The sequence below is a fragment of the Klebsiella sp. PL-2018 genome, from assembly GCF_019048985.1.
Lineage (GTDB): Bacteria > Pseudomonadota > Gammaproteobacteria > Enterobacterales > Enterobacteriaceae > Klebsiella > Klebsiella michiganensis.
Window position 1 is genome coordinate 1,154,923 of the sequence record NZ_CP077673.1, and the last position, 16,223, is coordinate 1,171,145.

The 16,223-nt window shown below is 55.1% G+C and carries 12 protein-coding genes and 1 pseudogene; 1 reads left to right on the plus strand and 12 read right to left on the minus strand.

The window, feature by feature from the left end:
- Position 1: 1 nt before the first annotated feature.
- The 11 genes and pseudogenes from MKleb_RS05380 to gabD all read right to left on the minus strand — a co-directional run bounded on the left by MKleb_RS05380 (position 2) and on the right by gabD (position 13,438).
- A complete protein-coding gene (locus tag MKleb_RS05380; RefSeq protein WP_025107261.1) occupies positions 2-412 on the minus strand; it encodes a hypothetical protein in 411 nt (136 codons plus the stop codon).
- Entirely contained in the window at positions 409-1,524 is a 1,116-nt protein-coding gene (locus MKleb_RS05385; protein ID WP_025107260.1) for a glycosyltransferase family 4 protein, read from the minus strand. Before MKleb_RS05385 ends, MKleb_RS05380 begins: the two co-directional genes overlap by 4 nt.
- Positions 1,521-2,735 (minus strand): glycosyltransferase family 4 protein, encoded by a 1,215-nt coding sequence (locus MKleb_RS05390; RefSeq protein WP_025107259.1) that lies wholly within the window; start codon positions 2,733-2,735, stop codon positions 1,521-1,523. The genes MKleb_RS05385 and MKleb_RS05390 overlap by 4 nt, the downstream gene beginning before the upstream one ends.
- Positions 2,716-3,741 (minus strand): annotated as a pseudogene (locus tag MKleb_RS05395) (glycosyltransferase). Before MKleb_RS05395 ends, MKleb_RS05390 begins: the two are co-directional and overlap by 20 nt.
- Positions 3,734-5,116, minus strand: coding sequence for a hypothetical protein (locus tag MKleb_RS05400; protein WP_014837479.1), 1,383 nt, complete (start codon positions 5,114-5,116; stop codon positions 3,734-3,736). Before MKleb_RS05400 ends, MKleb_RS05395 begins: the two are co-directional and overlap by 8 nt.
- Positions 5,107-6,324: a lipopolysaccharide biosynthesis protein gene (locus MKleb_RS05405; RefSeq protein ID WP_025107257.1), complete on the minus strand. Its 1,218-nt coding sequence runs from the start codon at positions 6,322-6,324 to the stop codon at positions 5,107-5,109. The genes MKleb_RS05400 and MKleb_RS05405 overlap by 10 nt, the downstream gene beginning before the upstream one ends.
- Before the next feature lie 5 nt (positions 6,325-6,329).
- On the minus strand, positions 6,330-8,417 hold the full coding sequence (locus MKleb_RS05410; RefSeq protein ID WP_025107256.1) for a GumC family protein: 2,088 nt from the start codon (positions 8,415-8,417) through the stop codon (positions 6,330-6,332).
- A 1-nt stretch (position 8,418) separates the two neighbouring features.
- Positions 8,419-8,973, minus strand: coding sequence for a polysaccharide biosynthesis/export family protein (locus MKleb_RS05415; RefSeq protein ID WP_004847971.1), 555 nt, complete (start codon positions 8,971-8,973; stop codon positions 8,419-8,421).
- Positions 8,970-10,256, minus strand: a complete 1,287-nt coding sequence (locus MKleb_RS05420) for an outer membrane beta-barrel protein (RefSeq protein ID WP_025107255.1) — start codon at positions 10,254-10,256, stop codon at positions 8,970-8,972. Before MKleb_RS05420 ends, MKleb_RS05415 begins: the two co-directional genes overlap by 4 nt.
- Positions 10,246-11,649: an undecaprenyl-phosphate glucose phosphotransferase gene (locus MKleb_RS05425; RefSeq protein ID WP_025107254.1), complete on the minus strand. Its 1,404-nt coding sequence runs from the start codon at positions 11,647-11,649 to the stop codon at positions 10,246-10,248. Before MKleb_RS05425 ends, MKleb_RS05420 begins: the two co-directional genes overlap by 11 nt.
- 340 nt (positions 11,650-11,989) lie before the next feature.
- Positions 11,990-13,438 carry an NADP-dependent succinate-semialdehyde dehydrogenase gene (gabD, locus tag MKleb_RS05430; protein WP_014228049.1) on the minus strand — a complete coding sequence of 483 codons (1,449 nt, stop codon included), beginning with the start codon at positions 13,436-13,438 and terminating at the stop codon, positions 11,990-11,992.
- Between the two features lie 262 nt (positions 13,439-13,700).
- Here gabD and MKleb_RS05435 point away from each other — a divergent pair, with 262 nt between their 5' ends.
- Positions 13,701-13,952, plus strand: a complete 252-nt coding sequence (locus tag MKleb_RS05435; protein ID WP_025107253.1) for a zinc ribbon domain-containing protein — start codon at positions 13,701-13,703, stop codon at positions 13,950-13,952.
- Between the two features lie 42 nt (positions 13,953-13,994).
- Here MKleb_RS05435 and foxA read toward each other — a convergent pair whose 3' ends face one another.
- A complete protein-coding gene (gene foxA, locus MKleb_RS05440) occupies positions 13,995-16,103 on the minus strand; it encodes a ferrioxamine B receptor FoxA (RefSeq protein ID WP_108703586.1) in 2,109 nt (702 codons plus the stop codon).
- Positions 16,104-16,223 lie beyond the last annotated feature (120 nt).

Sequence of the window (16,223 nt, forward strand, 5' to 3'; positions counted from 1 at the left end):
GTTAATTCACTTTATCGTGGAGGTTCACAAACCACGTCCAGATACCGACGTGGAAGTTTTTAAACACATCGATACCCAGCGCGGATTTCAGCATATAGAGCGCCAGCAGCACCGCAAGAATGGCGAACAGCACGGCGATGGTAATCGCCAGGGTGGAGAATATACGCCCGAGCAGCGTACTCTCTCGCGGAATTTTGCGCAGATCGCGGCCGCATAAAAAGACCACGAAATAGCGGCGATGCAGAAAAGGAAAGCTATGGCGAAAATCAATGCGATGGCGCGAGGCCAGGCTCGCTCTCACCAGCGCCTGTTCAATACCGCGCTTTTGCTCCGGCGTGAGTGAGGTTTCTGTTTCCGGGTCAAGCGCGGAATAAAAGCGCTCGACGACCAGGTCGGATGTTGATTTAGTCACGGTTGACTCTTATTCATTAAACGCTGATAGACCTGAGCGGTTTTTGCCGCAATGTCCGGCCAGCGGTATTTAGGCATCAGTTGGCTGTAATCCGCGGTCTCCTCGCCGCGCCAGGACTGGAGCTTTTGCGCCAGCGCGGCGACATTGCCCGTCGGAAAATAGACCTCGGCAGGCAGGCCAATCTCGAGGTTGGCCGGGATATCGCTGACGATAACCGGCAGTGACCAGGACATGGCTTCCAGCAGGGCAATGGGCAGCCCTTCGTGATAAGACGGTAGAACAAAAAGCCCGGCCTGTGAGAACAAAGTGTGCAGCGGATCGCCGCTAATAAAACCGGTCATGATCGCTCCCGGGGTTTCGGCCGCCTGCTTCTTCAGCCGCTCGCTGTACTCATCGGGATGGTCGGCATCGCCAATCAGTACCAGCGGCAGCGAACAGTTCGAGGCTTTGTAGGCGGCAAGCAGATCGTGCAGCCCTTTTTCTTCCACAAAACGGGCGACGGCGACAACGTATTGCCCGGCTTTCAGCGAGTACTGATTCAGCGTGGCCCGTCGCGTCTCTTCGGCGGGAAGCTGCGGTTGGCGCACGCCGTTATAGATCACGTTAGCGTTGGTACGGCCGTGTTTGGTCTTAATCAGCGTATTAATCACTTCCGAGATAACAATAACCTCGTTGGCATATTTCACCGCCCATTTCTCACCGAGGCGCAGCATCTCTTTCGCCATTTTGCCCCACTTCTGCCTGTCGTAGTCCGGGCCGTGGTGGGTAAAAACGACGCGCTTGCCGAGCAGGCGCAGCAGCGGGACCACCAGGCCAGGGCCGACCGCGTGAACGTGAACCACATTCGAGCCGTCAAACAGGGTAGTGAAGGCGGCCAGCGTAGAGTGAATAATGGCTTCGAATTTACGGCTTTTGGGCGCCCACAGGCTTTTCAACCGCACGCCTTTATATTCGCTACGGCGATAGTCCACGTACGGTGAGCGGGCAATGACGCAGATATCGGCGTGATTCTGGTGATAGATTTCTGGATAAAGATTCTGGCAATGGGTCTCAACGCCGCCCTGGACGTTCGGAATACCGCGGGTGCCAAGCACCGTCACTTTGAGCTTCATTTCGCTTCCCCCACGAGCTGCTGATAGAGTTCCTGCAGAACCTGCATATGCCGGGCGAGATCGTATTTCTCCTCTAAACGCTGGCGTGCGTTGATGCCCATTTCACGCGCCTGCTGCGGATTGGCGGCCAGGCTATCCATGATGCGCGCCAGCGCGTCGGCATCCCCGGGTTCCACCAGATAGCCATCAATGCCATCGCGAATTTGCTCCGGAATGCCGCCGATATTGCCGCCGACGACGGGGCGACCGAACGCCATCGCCTCCAGCACCGACATCGAGCAGTTTTCATAATATTCGGAAGGGACGATCACCGCCCGCGCGCCGCGAATCAACGCGTTGAGCGCGTCTCCGTGGCGCATATAGCCGAGAAATTCCGGACCGCTAAAGCGGGCGCGCAGGTCGCTGCCGAGAGGGCCATCGCCGACGATTTTCAGCGGCATGGACTGCTGCATTTTTTGCTGCGCCAGCGCCAGGGTGGCCACGCCTTTCTCACGGCTCAAGCGGCCGATATAGAGTAAATAATCCCCCGCCGTATCGCCCGGGATCGTGGTGCTGGCATCAATACCGTTGACGATCACATCGATCCGCGATCTGGGTAATTTACGCAGCAGCGTCTGACGCATAAATTCGCTGGGAGCGATAATGCAATCGAGCATGGCGTAATTTTGCGCGAACTTTTGCCAGTAGGCCTCAAGCGAGAGCAGCAGGCTTTTAAAGGTATCGCCCTGCTGGCAACGATGGCGAAAGGCATTGCTCACCGAACCGGTAAGACAGTCATCGCAGACGTGGCCATCGCGTAGCATGGTGTACGATGGGCAGACGATTTTATAATCGTGCGCCGTCAGTACGGTTTTGCAGCCAAAGCGCTTAGCGACGCCAATCAATGCGGGCGTCAGCTGGTGGTAGATATTATGAAAGTGCACAATATCCGGGCGCTGCTCCAGCAGCAGGGTGTTGAGTTTATTGCAGGCCTCAGCGTTGTAGATAAAGTCGATGCCCGCTTTGAGCTTGCCCGTCAGCCCGTGGCTTTGATGATAATCCACGTTATGTACGAAGAAGCTTTCCCAGGGCGAAGGCTTATTTTCCGCATGCTGCATGCTGAAGTCGACAACCTGATAGCCCGCTTGCAGCATGGCGTCTCGCTCCTGGAAAAAAACGGTTTCCGCTCCGCCCTTAATAAAAAAGAATTTATTAACGAATAATATTTTCATGTTCTGTCTGGATATGTTTTGGGTTGGAGACGGTCACGGCGGGTTGTTTCAGCGGATCGCGAACGGAGTTAAGCAGGCCTCGCACCATACCTGCGGAAAATAACGATAAGTTGATCACGCTCTGGACGCCGTCCCGCAGCGACTTATTTTTAATCGCCTTCAGCGCGATAAATGCCAGCAGCGGAAGCAGGGCGATAAAAATCACCCCGGGATTGAACGACAGGAGGCAAATAATCAATACCAGGATATACAGCGTGAATATCAGTTCGTTGCGAACAATCTTAAGCGCGGCGGGGAAATGCTTTTTCCCCCAGCAGTTGCGTAATAGCTCACCCGGCGCCCATAAAAAACCGTTCTTCCAGCGATAGGTCAGCATTTTGAACGTCGGCATGGTATAGGACGCATGGCTAAAATAGGGCGCGGCGAGGCGGTGGAGTTTATAGCCCGCGGCCTGCAAGCGGATCCCCAATTCGGCTTATTCATAACCGTGAAGGTTAAGATTGGTCAGATAGCCAATTTTCTCGATTGCCGAACGGCGGTAAAGGCCGCCGCCGCCAAGATGATCGGTATCGCCCTGCGGATAGATAAGATGCAGACGCTGCTTGCGCGATTTAAACTCATAGTTAGCGGCGTCATCCATCTCGACGCTGCCCGCCACGCCCGCATATTCGGGATGCGTTTCAAGAAACGCCACCGCGGTGTCGAGAAAACCCGGCTCCAGCTCCATATCGCCGTCCAGCAGCAGCAGATAGTCCCCTTCGCTGAATAACCAGCCCAGCTGGTGGCCCACGCCGCAGCAGCGATCTTTCGCGTTATCGAGGCAGACCACCATCGCGTCTTTGGCGACGGCCAGCTCGCGGGTATTATCGGTGGACAGGCTATCGGCGACGATAATCTGATGCGGGTAAGGCTGCAATTGCTTGCGGACGCTGTCGATCGTTTTTTCAATACCCTGCGCTTCGTTGAGGGTCTTAATGCTGACGGTAATTGATGGCGTTTTATTCATATTGGGTACCGGAGTTCAGACGGACGGAACGATGAATGACAATAAGCGCCCCGAGGGCCAGCCATAATAAAAACTGTAGCATGGGAATGATCATCAGGATCTGGCTGTAGGGAAGGCTGAGCAAACAGCCAATGGCAAAGACGTAAAACGCAGGCGCGGAGCTGAGCAGCTGTAAATCTTCCCGTTTGAGATCGTAGCGGGAAAAGGTCTCTTTGGGCCGCATGCCGATGAGAATAGCGGCAATCATGGCGATAAATAAGATCACGCCGATAATACCGACTTCCCACAGCATCATGCTCAGCGCGGTGGAGTCGAGTATCAGATGATACCAGGCGCCAATATAGCCGGGGGAGACGGTACTGCCGCTGTTGGTGGCGTTCAGACCGTAGCCAAACAGCATCCCGCCGGGGCCAAAAAGCTCGTTATGCTGGAGCCAGAAGAAAATAGTGGTAAAACGGCCGAGCTCGCCGCTTTCCATAATGTAATTGGTATCAAAGATATAGCCGAGGGAATCGATAAATACCGAGAGCGCGCTTTTGGTCGGGTCCCCGCCGAAGGCCGACGAGTAATTGGACGCCAGAATGGTGATAGCGGCAAAAATTAGCACCACCATTCCGGCGGCGATAATCATCAACGAGCGCAGGGTGACTTTGCTGATGCCGCTGACGTAAGCGGGCATGATCCACAGCAGCGCCAGTAAGAAAGGCGACAGCAGAATCACGAATTTTACCTCGCCCACCACGCAGAGGAAAAAGGCCAGCACGATATGCGCCGCCATCGACTTGAACGAGCAGATACCGTGCTTAAATTCGGACACCTTCAGCAGCATAATCAGCAGGCAGAACATCCCCATAGCCGCGGTATTGCCGCCGCCCATCGGGTCGCCGCCAAACGTGCCGACCACCGAATCCCACTTTTCATCCTCGCCGCGCAAAGCCACGCGTTTTGGCACCACCACCAGCACCTGATAGATAGCCAGCGGGAACTGGACGTAGAACAGCCAGTAAAATAGCCGGGTCAGGCGGTGCAGCTGCGACTCGCGAAACATGCCGAGCAGCATGCAAAACATCACCAGCGACAGGGCCAGTTCGTTTTTGAAGCCGACGATGGCGGTAACGATGCCGGATTGTAAAACCGTGGCGCAGAGGCTAAGGATGATAAACGTCAGATACAGCGCCAGCACCACCTTCTCGCGCGCGCTAAGCGCCAGCGGCTGCGGCCGGCTTTGCATCATCAGCAGGACCACCATCACCAGCACCATGAAAAAGGGGAGCCACAGCACGGCTGCCACGCCGGTGAAATACTGAATCGTGCCGCAGAAGACGATGGTCGTCAGCGCGAATACCTCCAGATAGCGACCGGTGTTTAGCTGCATATTTTCTGCTCCTGCCGGGAGAGCTGTAGCGCCCGTTTGTTCATTTTCAGCAGGATGAACAGATAGCGAATGCTGGTCAGCACGGAGAACGTCAGGAGGGCTATCTCATAGCGCTGGCCCAATTCAGGCAGCGCGATAAAAGCGACGATAATAATCAGCAGCTGCTCGATCTGAATGCGTAAAAAATAGCGTTTAGAACCAAAGATAAGCTCAATAACGGTCAGCGGACTGACGGCCAGCGCGGCGAACAGATAGGGCAGCATATAGCGTGAGGTTGGAATTGAATTGAGCCACTCCTGACTGAATCCCAGGCGCATGACCAGCGGATAGAAAATCCAGATCCCAAGGATACAGATCAGCGCCGCGGCCATCAGCAGCAGGCGAATCTTTTTGTACTCCGGATAGTTAAAGGTGCCGTTGCGAAAATCCATCGACCATTTTGAAAAGATGGAGTTGCGCACCGCGTTACCGACAATCATCACCGGTGATAAACAGAAGCGGCTCACCACCGAGAAATAGCCCGCGACCAGCGGTGAAAACCAGATATTTATCAACATCGTCGGCAGGTTATTGCTGGCCATCGCCAGCACTTCCGCGCTGCCGACGCGGCTGAGGTGCTGCCAGTGCTGGCGCGCAAAAAGGCCGTTCGCCCGTGGTGAAAAGTGCGCCGGCGTCAGGGTGCTGAAGCGAAACAAACGCAGCAGGCAGAGGCCGAGCAGCAGCAAAATGCCCGCCATCCAGGCAATATAGAACAGCGTGGTATTCGGCATCGCCAGCAGAGCTATCGCCACCACCAGCGACACGGCGATACGCTGAAAGGTGAGGAACCGATAGTTACCGCCGCGCAGCGAGAGGTTCTCGGCGATCAAAACCAGCGCATAGCCGAAGGTGAGCAGATAGAGAAACGCGATATTGAGATGGAATATCAGTCCCGTGATGACCGCCCATGGCAGCGCCAGAAGCAGGCTTTGCAGCAGGCAAAACACCACGTTCTGCCCCAGCTCATGCTCTTCCTGGCGCGGGATCAGCAGCTGCGACGCAAAGGTGCAAACCTGCGCGCCAATCAGCACGTTGCTGTAGATCATCGCATAGTGCCCGACTTCCGCCATGCCGTAGCGATGGGAAATCAGCCACACGGAAAAAGCGCCGATCGCCTGCGAGAGGACCGAGGAGCTGGCGATTGAAGAAATACTCTTAATTAAGTTCATAATCGCTACTTCGGTGAAATCAGTTCGCCCATGCCGCGCTCGGGCAGGCGTTTGCCCTCCTGCGTCTCCAGGTTCTCTTCTTGTACCCGGTTAAGCATGGTGGCGACAGGCGTTGGCGCGGCGGCTTGCAGACGATGTTGCGCGTCGCGGATGCGCGACGCCTGCTCGCCTGCGCTGACCACCAGCAGGCTGATATCGACGTGCGGCGCGAGCAGCAGGGCGTCCTGGGCCAGCCCGAGCGATGGCGCATCAATAATCAGATAATCGTAGGTCTGCCGCAGCGTCGTCAGCAGCGCCGGGAGCCGCTCAGAAGTGAGCAGCAGCAGGGCTGAGTCGCTGAGTTCGCCTCGCGGCATAAAATCCAGCGTCTCGGAAAGGGGGACCACAGCCTGGGACGCGGCGCTGCGGCCATCAAGACGCTCGCTGAACCCTGTTTTATGCTGAGGATAGCGCGCGGAGAGCCCCGCGCTTGCCAGATAATCTATATCGATGAGCAAGGTTTTGCCTGACTTAGCGGCGGACCACGCCAGCATTTCGGCAATCAGGCTGCTGCCGGCATCGGCCTGCGCCGAGGTCACCAGTATCGTCCCGCTATGAGTATTCTGGCCGAGCAGCGCCAGGCGCAGGCTGTGGAGCATATCGGCATACAGCAGGTTCTGGAACGTCAGCTTCGCGCTGTTCGCCTGAGGCAACAGCGGAAACTCACCGCTGGCATCAAGGCCCGTTTTGGCTTTCAGTTCGCTGATGCTGTTCACCGTTTTGTCGAGCGCGGTGCTGACTATCAGGTACATGATGTACAGCGCCAGCGCCATCAGGGTCGCCATCACGATAAGCAGACCGCGCTGCGGTTTAGAAGGAAGATTTGGCGGCACGGCGGCATCGTAGATCACTTCATCGGGAACCGAAAAGCTCTCGGAGAGCTTCTGCTCATTCGCCCGCTGATACAGCGATTTATACAGCTCTTCGGTTTTGTTCAGCGCGGTCATCATGGTGTTGTATTTGTCGCGCTTGGCGCCCAGCGCCTGGAAGTCGGCTTTCTGATCGTCGAGCATCTTCTGATAGTGCTGTTCATCGTCCAGCGCAATCTGATACTGCTGGCGTAAGCCGTTAAGCAGTTCCCCCAACACCTGGCCTATCTGCCCGTTGACGACCTGCAGCTGGGCCTGAGCCTGAAGATATTTCGGATGCTTAGGGCCATAGTGTTTTGCCGCTTCCGATAGGTTACGCCGCGTCTGGATCAGCGCGATCCGCAGATCCTGAATCTGCGGATGACCGGAAATTTCCGGCAGCGAGATGATGGCTTCCGGCGCTTTTCCCTGCTGACGGCGCACTTTATCCCATACCGTTTGCGCTTTCAGACGGCGCTGGGTGGCGTCGGCCAGATGGTTAATTACGATCCCCAGGCGCTCGGTCTCGTAGCCATCCATGCTGCGGAAGGTCAGCAGGCCGTTTTGTTTGAGAAAATCATCGATGTCGGCTTTCTGGCGATCGAGCTTATCGCGCAGATCGTCCATCATTTTCTCGTTCCAGCCCTGGGCCTGAAGTAAGATTTTCTGCTTCTGCGCCAGGCTGTAATCGATAAACGCCTGCGCCACGCCGTTGGCGATATCGGCGGCTTTTTGCGGCGATTTCGCCTCCATCGAAACGGATACCAGCTGCGTGGTGCGCACGCCGGAGATGGTCAGGTTTTTTTGCAGGGCGCGCAGCGCATTATTGACCCGCGCGGCCTCATCAAGATTGTCCCCGCCGTTAAATTCCGGGTCCCGATCCAGCTTTAGCGCTTTTACCGCGGCTTCCAGCACGACGCGGGAGCCCATCAGCGCGTATTTGGTTTCATAGTAATCGCTGCGGGTGGAATCATAGTTTTCCAGCCGCGGCAGGGGGGTAACATCCTGCGACTGCGCTTTAAACAGCACCGTCGCGGTTGCGGTATAGCTGGATGACATAAAGCGCGTCAGGATCCACGACGCCGCGGCAGCCACCACCACCACCACCAGGCACCAGATCAGCTTGTGCTTAATTTTGTTGAAATAAGGCGTGAAGTCGATAAAGCCTTCTTTCTTCTTTCCATTTTCAACTAATGAAATAGCCATATCAGAAGAAACTCATGCCAATGATGATGGTATCTCCGGCCTGTACGGCGGAGTCGGCGGCGACGTTTTCCAGCAGTTTACCGCTGCGAAACTGACGAATGCGGATGTCATGGCGATCGGCGCGATCGGTAAACCCGCCGGCCAGCGCAATGGCTTTTTCAGCGGTTAAGCCCGGTTCCCAGGCGTAACCGTCCGGTTTTTTGACTTCGCCTAACAGATAAATTTTACGGTATTCGGCAATGCTCACGGTCACCATTGGCGCCTGCAGATAGTTACCGCGCAGCTTATCGGCAATTTCGTTGCCGACCTGTTCAGGCGTTTTCCCTTTCAGCATCAGGGAGCCTATATAAGGATAATCAACGCTGCCGCTATTATCGATTTTTACGCGCATAGTGAGATCCTGTTCGCCGGAAACCGCGATATTGATCTCATCTCCCTGGTCCAGATGATAAACGGCATCCGGCGGCGTTCGGATTGTCTGCGGCGGCGCCGAACAGCCCGCCAGCCATAGCGCCAGAAGAGAAATCACCGCCCGTTTTCCATAGCTAAGGATCATATTTGTACCTGCGTCATAAAAATAATGGCCGAGTCGTTGTAGCCCAGCGTGCGCTCGACCTCATGGTCATAGTCCGGGCCAATATAAAAGGCATCTTTTTCTTTATTAGAATGCATCGTGTTCCATTGCAGCTTCAGCTGAAAATTAACGGATGGACGGTAGTCGTAGTTGAAGGTGAGCGAAACGAGGTTTGATCGATCTTTGCGTCCGTTGGTCTGGTGTTTGTAATCCTCTGTAATATAAGAGTAATCAACCAGAGTGGAGAACCGGTCGACCAGCCAGTGGTGCTCATAGCCCAGACCGAAATTTGATACCAGAATATAGCCGCCGGAGTCGGTGGGATCTTTTATTCGTTGTGAACTGTGTAGGTTGAGCTTTATCTGTTCAAGCGGTTTCCAGTCGGCGTTAATATCCCAGTTCAGGCCGTTGAATCCCTGCGAGTCGGGATTATGGATAAAATCTTTATACAGCCAGGCGACGTTGCCGTTGATCTCGGTCTTGCCGGAAAGACGATTTTTCATGCCGACCAGCAGGTAATATTCATTACTGTCTTTTAACGGGTTGAGCTCATAGCGACGCTGGTTGGTAATAAAACTGTAGCGATAGCGCAGCGTTTTGGCTTTTTGATCAAAAAGCTCGGCGACCACGCTGTTTTCATGCCACTCCTGATCGTGCATGTAATAATGAAAGTCGGCGCTGGCGTCCTCAATGCTGTCGAGATTGCGAAAGCGCAGCTGCTTATGCATTAGCGCAACTTCTGCTTTACCGCGGCCTTCCGGCGCCCCGTAGCTATAGCGCAGTTCACTGTTAAAGAAGCGCGTGGCGATGGGCTTATTAATGCCAAACTCTTTAAACTGCTCGGGGAGAAACCCCTCGGTGGTATCGCGGCCGCGCTCTTCATGGCCGAACGTTTCATCGAGATCCAACGACAGCCCGTGCATGCTGCCGAAGCGCCACTTGCCGTTAAACATAAAAAAATGGTTGTCGCGGTTATCTGCGCTATCGCTGGCGTAGCGGCGGTAATCGCCGGAGTACATCAATAAATAGCGGTCCTCGTAGCGCTCGCCGATGGCTTTGAAAATCGGCTTAACGCCTTGATAAGCGGAGCCGATTTCATTCCCGCCGTAGCGTTGCCAGGTCACGTTGTCATTGTAACCGACGTCATAACCCACCTGGCTCTCGAAATCGATGCCAGCCACACCGGTATGTGGTTTTGCCTGCAGGTCAGCCCATGCGTAAGGCATCGCCAGCAAACCTGCGAGGAAAGTGAGTTCAGAACGCATTCTTCCCCACAAATCCGCGGAAAAACGTTAAAAACACAATTTTAATGTCCAGCAGCAGCGACCACGACTGAATATATTCCAGATCGTACTGAATGCGTTTTTCCATTTTATCAATCGTGTCGGTTTCGCCGCGAAAACCGTGTATTTGCGCCAGCCCGGTAATGCCGGGCTTCACTTTATGGCGGATCATGTAATTTTCCACCAGCACGCGATACTGCTCATTATGCGCGACCGCGTGAGGGCGTGGGCCCACTATCGACATGGTTCCCTGCAGCACGTTAAAAAACTGCGGCAGTTCGTCAAGCGAGGTTTTACGTAAAAAGGCGCCGAAGCGGGTAATGCGCGGATCGTTACGCGTTGCCTGGGTCACTACCGCGCTATTTTCCATCACGCGCATGGTTCTGAACTTCCAGACGGGGATCTGTTTACCGTTCAGGCCGTAACGGTTTTGTTTAAACAGCACCGGGCCCGGCGAAGTCAGCTTAATTCCGATCGCCACCGCCAGCATGACCGGCAGGCTGACCAGGGTAAAAAAAGCGCCAAGCACGATATCTTCGATACGCTTGAGTACCGCGCCTTCGCCTTCAAACGGCGAGGTAAAAATGCTGATCGTCTGAATATTGCCAAACATCCGCAGCTGAGAAATATGTGAGCTGTAGGAAAAGAGGTCCGGTACCAGAAACACATCTACGGTGGTGTCGGAAAATTCATTCAAGAACTGGCGAATACGCTGCTGGGCGACCATCGGCAGGGCAATATAGACTTCATCGATTTCTCCGGCTTTCGCCAGCGCCAGCAGGTCGCGTGAGTTGCCTTTTTTATCAATGCTGAGCAGGCGACTGTCGCGCTGCACGGCGCGGTCCTCAAAGAAGGTGATGTCAATCCCGTCGTGGGTATACTCCTTAAACAGCGCCTGCTCGATGGCCAGCCCGGCTGGCGTTATGCCTAAAATAGCCACCTTGAGTCTGGATTTGAAAAAATAGCGGCTGGAGATAACGCGAATCAGAAACATACTAATAAATATGGCAATCGAGCACAGCACAATAATTTCAGCTAATCGCACCGCGTTTGTGCTGGCGTGATTGTTCAGTAATAATTCGGCACTTACAAACAATAAAAATGATAACAAGCCGCTTATACTGACGCTGAAAAACAATTTAGTTAATTTTTTTAAATACTGGCCTTTAAACTGACCAGAATATAGCTGAAAGTGTTCATTGGCTCTGATAAAAATCAGTGAATATATTATGCCCAGGAACAGAGAGGCCGTTGAGGGTTCGACGAAAAAGTATTTTAAATAAGCGAAAATGAACAAGTTGACGGCAATAAAATCCAGTAGCTTCATCAGCTTACTATAGCGGGCGTTGTAAATTTTAATGGTGCTATCCGTCATCTTTTTGCTCGTTTTATAGTCAATAAAATGATGTCCTGTCCTTCTTTAAAGCTGAATTTATGTCTATGAATCTATTCAAAAATTAAGCTTTAGCTCGGCGTTGATTATTGTAGCCTACGATTAATCTTATGTCGAACCTGCCCCGGACTGAGAGGAGATAACTTTTCCTGACGGGCAATAATATTTTTATCATTGCCTGAAGCATAAAAATGGCGGTTACGATTAAATAGGGGCGGAGAGACCCGGGCGGCAAACGAACGGCCGTCGTGACTACATTTCCTGGCCGATCCGCACTTGAGCGTTAAAAAATTCGCGCCAGCGGGGCTGGCGCGTTTATTGGCTAAATCCCAATGCACATGTATTTGATTTCTAAGTAATCCTCGATGCCATACTTCGACCCTTCGCGGCCGAGACCGGAAGATTTCACGCCGCCGAACGGGGCGACCTCGGTGGAGATCAGGCCGGTGTTAATCCCGATAATGCCGTACTCCAGCGCTTCGCCGACGCGAAAGACGCGGCTCAGATCGCGAGCGTAGAAATAGGCCGCCAGGCCGAATTCGGTGTCGTTGGCCTGAGCAATAACATCCGCTTCATCTTTAAAGCGGAATAGCGGGGCGAGGGGGCCAAAGGTCTCTTCTTTCGCCACTTTGGCATCACCGGGGACGTCCACCAGAATCGTTGGCTGAAAGAAGTTTCCGCCGAGCTCATGAACTTTCCCGCCGGTTACTATCCGCGCGCCTTTGCCCAGCGCATCGGCGATATGCTCCTGTACTTTGGCGATCGCTTTCTCGTCAATCAGCGGCCCGATGGTGACGTTCGGCTGCAGGCCATCGCCGATTTGCAGCTTACTCACCGCCTGCTGAAGCTTTTCGGCGAAACGATCGTAGACGCCATCCTGGACATACAGGCGGTTGGCGCAGACGCAGGTCTGCCCGGCGTTGCGAAACTTGGAGGCCAGCGCGCCTTCGACGGCTTTATCCAGATCGGCGTCGTCAAAAACGATAAACGGCGCGTTGCCGCCGAGCTCCAGCGAGACCTTCTTGATATCTTTCGCGCACTGTTCCATCAGCTGGCGGCCAATTTCCGTCGAGCCGGTAAACGAGAGTTTGCGTACCAGCGGGTTACCGGTGAGCTCATTGCCGACTTCGCTGGCCGAACCGGTGACCACGTTAAACACGCCCTCGGGGATCCCGGCGCGGTTGGCGAGCTCCGCCAGCGCCAGCGCGGAGAACGGGGTCTGGCTGGCGGGCTTGAGCACCATCGTGCAGCCTGCGGCCAGCGCCGGACCCGCTTTACGGGTGATCATCGCCGAGGGAAAATTCCACGGGGTGATAGCGGCGGTCACGCCAATCGGTTGTTTAATCACCAGCAGCCGCTTGTCGGCCTGATGGCCGGGAATGGTATCGCCGTAGATGCGCTTTCCCTCTTCGGCAAACCACTCGATAAAGGAGGCGGCGTAGCTGATTTCACCTTTTGCTTCCGCCAGCGGTTTACCCTGTTCCAGCGTCATCAGGCGCGCCAAATCGTCCTGATGCTCCATCATCAGCTCAAACCAGCGGCGCAGGATAGCGGAGCGTTCTTTGGCGGTAAGGGCGCGCCATGCGGGCAGCGCGCCGGCGGCGGCATCGATAGCCTCGCGGGTTTCTGCGGCGCCCATTTTGGGCACGCTGCCCAGCTGCTGGCCGTTGGCGGGGTTCGTGACCGCGAGGGTCTCTTTGCTGCTGGCGTCGCGCCAGCGTCCGTTAATCAACGCCTGCTGGCGAAAAAGGGTAGGGTCGTTAAGTTGCATGGTTGCGTCCTGTCGTAAACTGTTTTAGCAGTGAATGCGTCCGGCTCGGCTGGGCCTGCCGTTTATAGAAGCTCCCGGCAGACGCAGCGGTATCAAACATCTGTCCCTGTTTAGTGTAGTCGAACGCGTTCAGGAAGCCGGGCACAAGCCAGGCTGTGGCTATAATAACCACGGGTAATTTACGGTTATTTGAGCTGGCAGGACGTTATTGGACGAAAAACGCGGTATTTTTTATGCTCAATCCGCAAGAAAGGAGCGCTCTATGTCACAGCAAGAACGGTTTTGTCAGGCCTGTGGAATGCCAATGTCCGCCGGGGAGGCGAAAAGCGCAAGCGAAGAGTACTGCGCCTGGTGCTGCGATAGCGAGGGGAAGCTTAAATCCTGGGAGGACGCCGTCTCCGGCCTGGCCGAGTTCCTCGATTCCTGGCAGAAGGTTGGCCCCGCGGAAGCGCGCAAGCGGGCGATGCGCTACTTAACGGCCATGCCCGCGTGGGCCCATAAAGCGGAAGAGTAACCCGCAGCCCGGAGCGCAAAACTCCGGGCTTTTTTAGCGCGATCAGAACTTCCAGGAGACGCTGCCGACGATACTGCGCTCTGCGCCAAAGTAGCAGTAAGAGAGCGAGTTACAGGCGGCAATGTAGCTCTTGTCGGTCAGGTTATTCACGTTCAGCTGGGCGCTGAGGCCTTTAATTCCCACCTTCGACAGGTCATAGCCGATCGCCATATCCACCAGCGTCCAGGACGGCAGAGTGTGCGTATTCAGGCGGTCGCTGGTAATGCCGTTGACGTAGCGCACGCCGGAACCCAGCGTCAGGCCATCCAGCGGGCCGCTTTTCACATCATAGCTCAGCCAGGCGCTGGCCTGATTGCGCGGCGCGTAAACGGCACGCTTGCCTTGCTCTTCCGGGCTGCTTTTCTTATAGCGAATGTCGGTGTAGGTATAGGCGGCCTGCAGGCGGAAGCTATCGGTTAGCTGGCTTATCGCCTCCAGCTCCACCCCTTTCGACTCAATTTCACCAATCGAACGATACGGATCGGTCGGCTCTTCTTTGGTGGCGATATTGGTCTGATTGATGCGGAATACCGAGGCGCTGAACTGGCTGTTCATTCCTTCCGGCTCATACTTCAGCCCGGCTTCCCACTGCTTGCCTTTCATCGGATCCAGCACGTTGCCGTTTTCGTCGGCGAAGCTGGTGGGCGTAAAGGCGGTGGAGTAGCTGATGTACGGGGCAAACCCGTTATCGAACAGATACAGCAGCGCGGCGCGGGTGCTGAAGTTGTTCTTATCCAGATCGCTGCGCGTTTGATTAAGCTTATCGATGTTGGAGACGCTGACCTGGTCGTAGCGCCCGCCGAGGGTCAAACGCCAGCGCTCCCAGGACATTTGATCCTGTAAATAGTAGCCGGTCTGGCGCAGCTTGTGCTTCTCGCGGCTGTACATGGTGATGTAATCCGGCTTCGCGCCGTAGACCGGATTAAAAGCGTCAATGGCCGGGAATGCGCCATAGTAGCCGGTGGTGTCGTTGCTGCGGTCCTGATAGTCGATCCCTATCAGCAGGCGATGGTTAACGGCCCAGGTATCGACGCTGCCGTCGAGCTGGTTATCGAGGGTGATGGCGTTCATCTTTTCGTCCGAGCCGGAATAGCCGCGGTTCAGCTCGGTTTCGTTCAGCCAGCCCGCGGCATAAACCTGATTCAGCTCGACTTTGGTATGCAGGTAGCGCAGCTTCTGCCGCACCGACCAGCCGTTATCAAACAGATGCTCGAAGTTGTAGCCGACCATATTTTCGCGGCGATCGTACTTGTCGTAGTCATCTTCTCCCTCGAAGAAGGTGTTAGCGATTTTCTTGCCGTAGTGCGGCACCACAGTACCTTCATAGGGGAGGCCCGAGTGGCTGCCGCCCTCCGGGTCGCGATGCAGATAGGCCATTAAATCAAGGCGCGTCTGGTCGGTGATGCGCCAGGTCAGGCTGGGCATAATCGCGTAGCGCTGCTCTTTTAAGGTATCAAACTGCGAGTCTGCATAGCGGGTCATGCCGCTTAAGCGCGCCGCCACGCGATCGTTATCGTCCAGCGCCCCGGTAACGTCAAACGCTGCCCCGCGCTGGTTGTTATTCCCGGCAAACAGCTTAATTTCTCCGCCGGGATCGAATGAGGGTTTACGCGAGGTGAGGGCGACGATGCCGCCGGGTGAAGAGCGGCCGTACAGCACCGAGGCCGGGCCGCGCACCACTTCGATATTTTCCAGGAACCACGGATCGACCACCAGCGAGCTGTGCGAGTTGGTATCGCCCATCATTTTCAGGCCGTCGAGATAGACGTTATCCAGGCTGCCGTCGGAGAAGCCGCGCAGGACGATATAGTCAAAGCGGTTGGAGGCGCCAATCTGGTTGCTGTAAACCCCGGGGGTATAGCTCACGGCCTGGCGGACGCTGATCGCGCCCTGTTCTTCAAACTGCTCGCGCGTGATAATGGACACCGATTGCGGGGTCTCTATATCCGGGGTGGCAATTTTGGTCGCGCCGCTCTGCATCTGCGAAGTGACCACGATGGTTTCGTTTTTTGTTGTTTCCTGGGCCAGCAGCGGGAAGGCGACGCCGCCGGTCACCCATCCTACCAGTAGCGCCAGGCGAGTTTTCGCAAACATGAACATCTCCAAAGGCATTTCTAATTGTTAATAAGAATTATTACCTTTTTGATGCTGTCTATAGCTATGCGCAATGCCAGGATGCGTATGCGCGCTGCCAAAGCCGCTGACTATTTTTCGCAAAAAGGGGAAAAATGG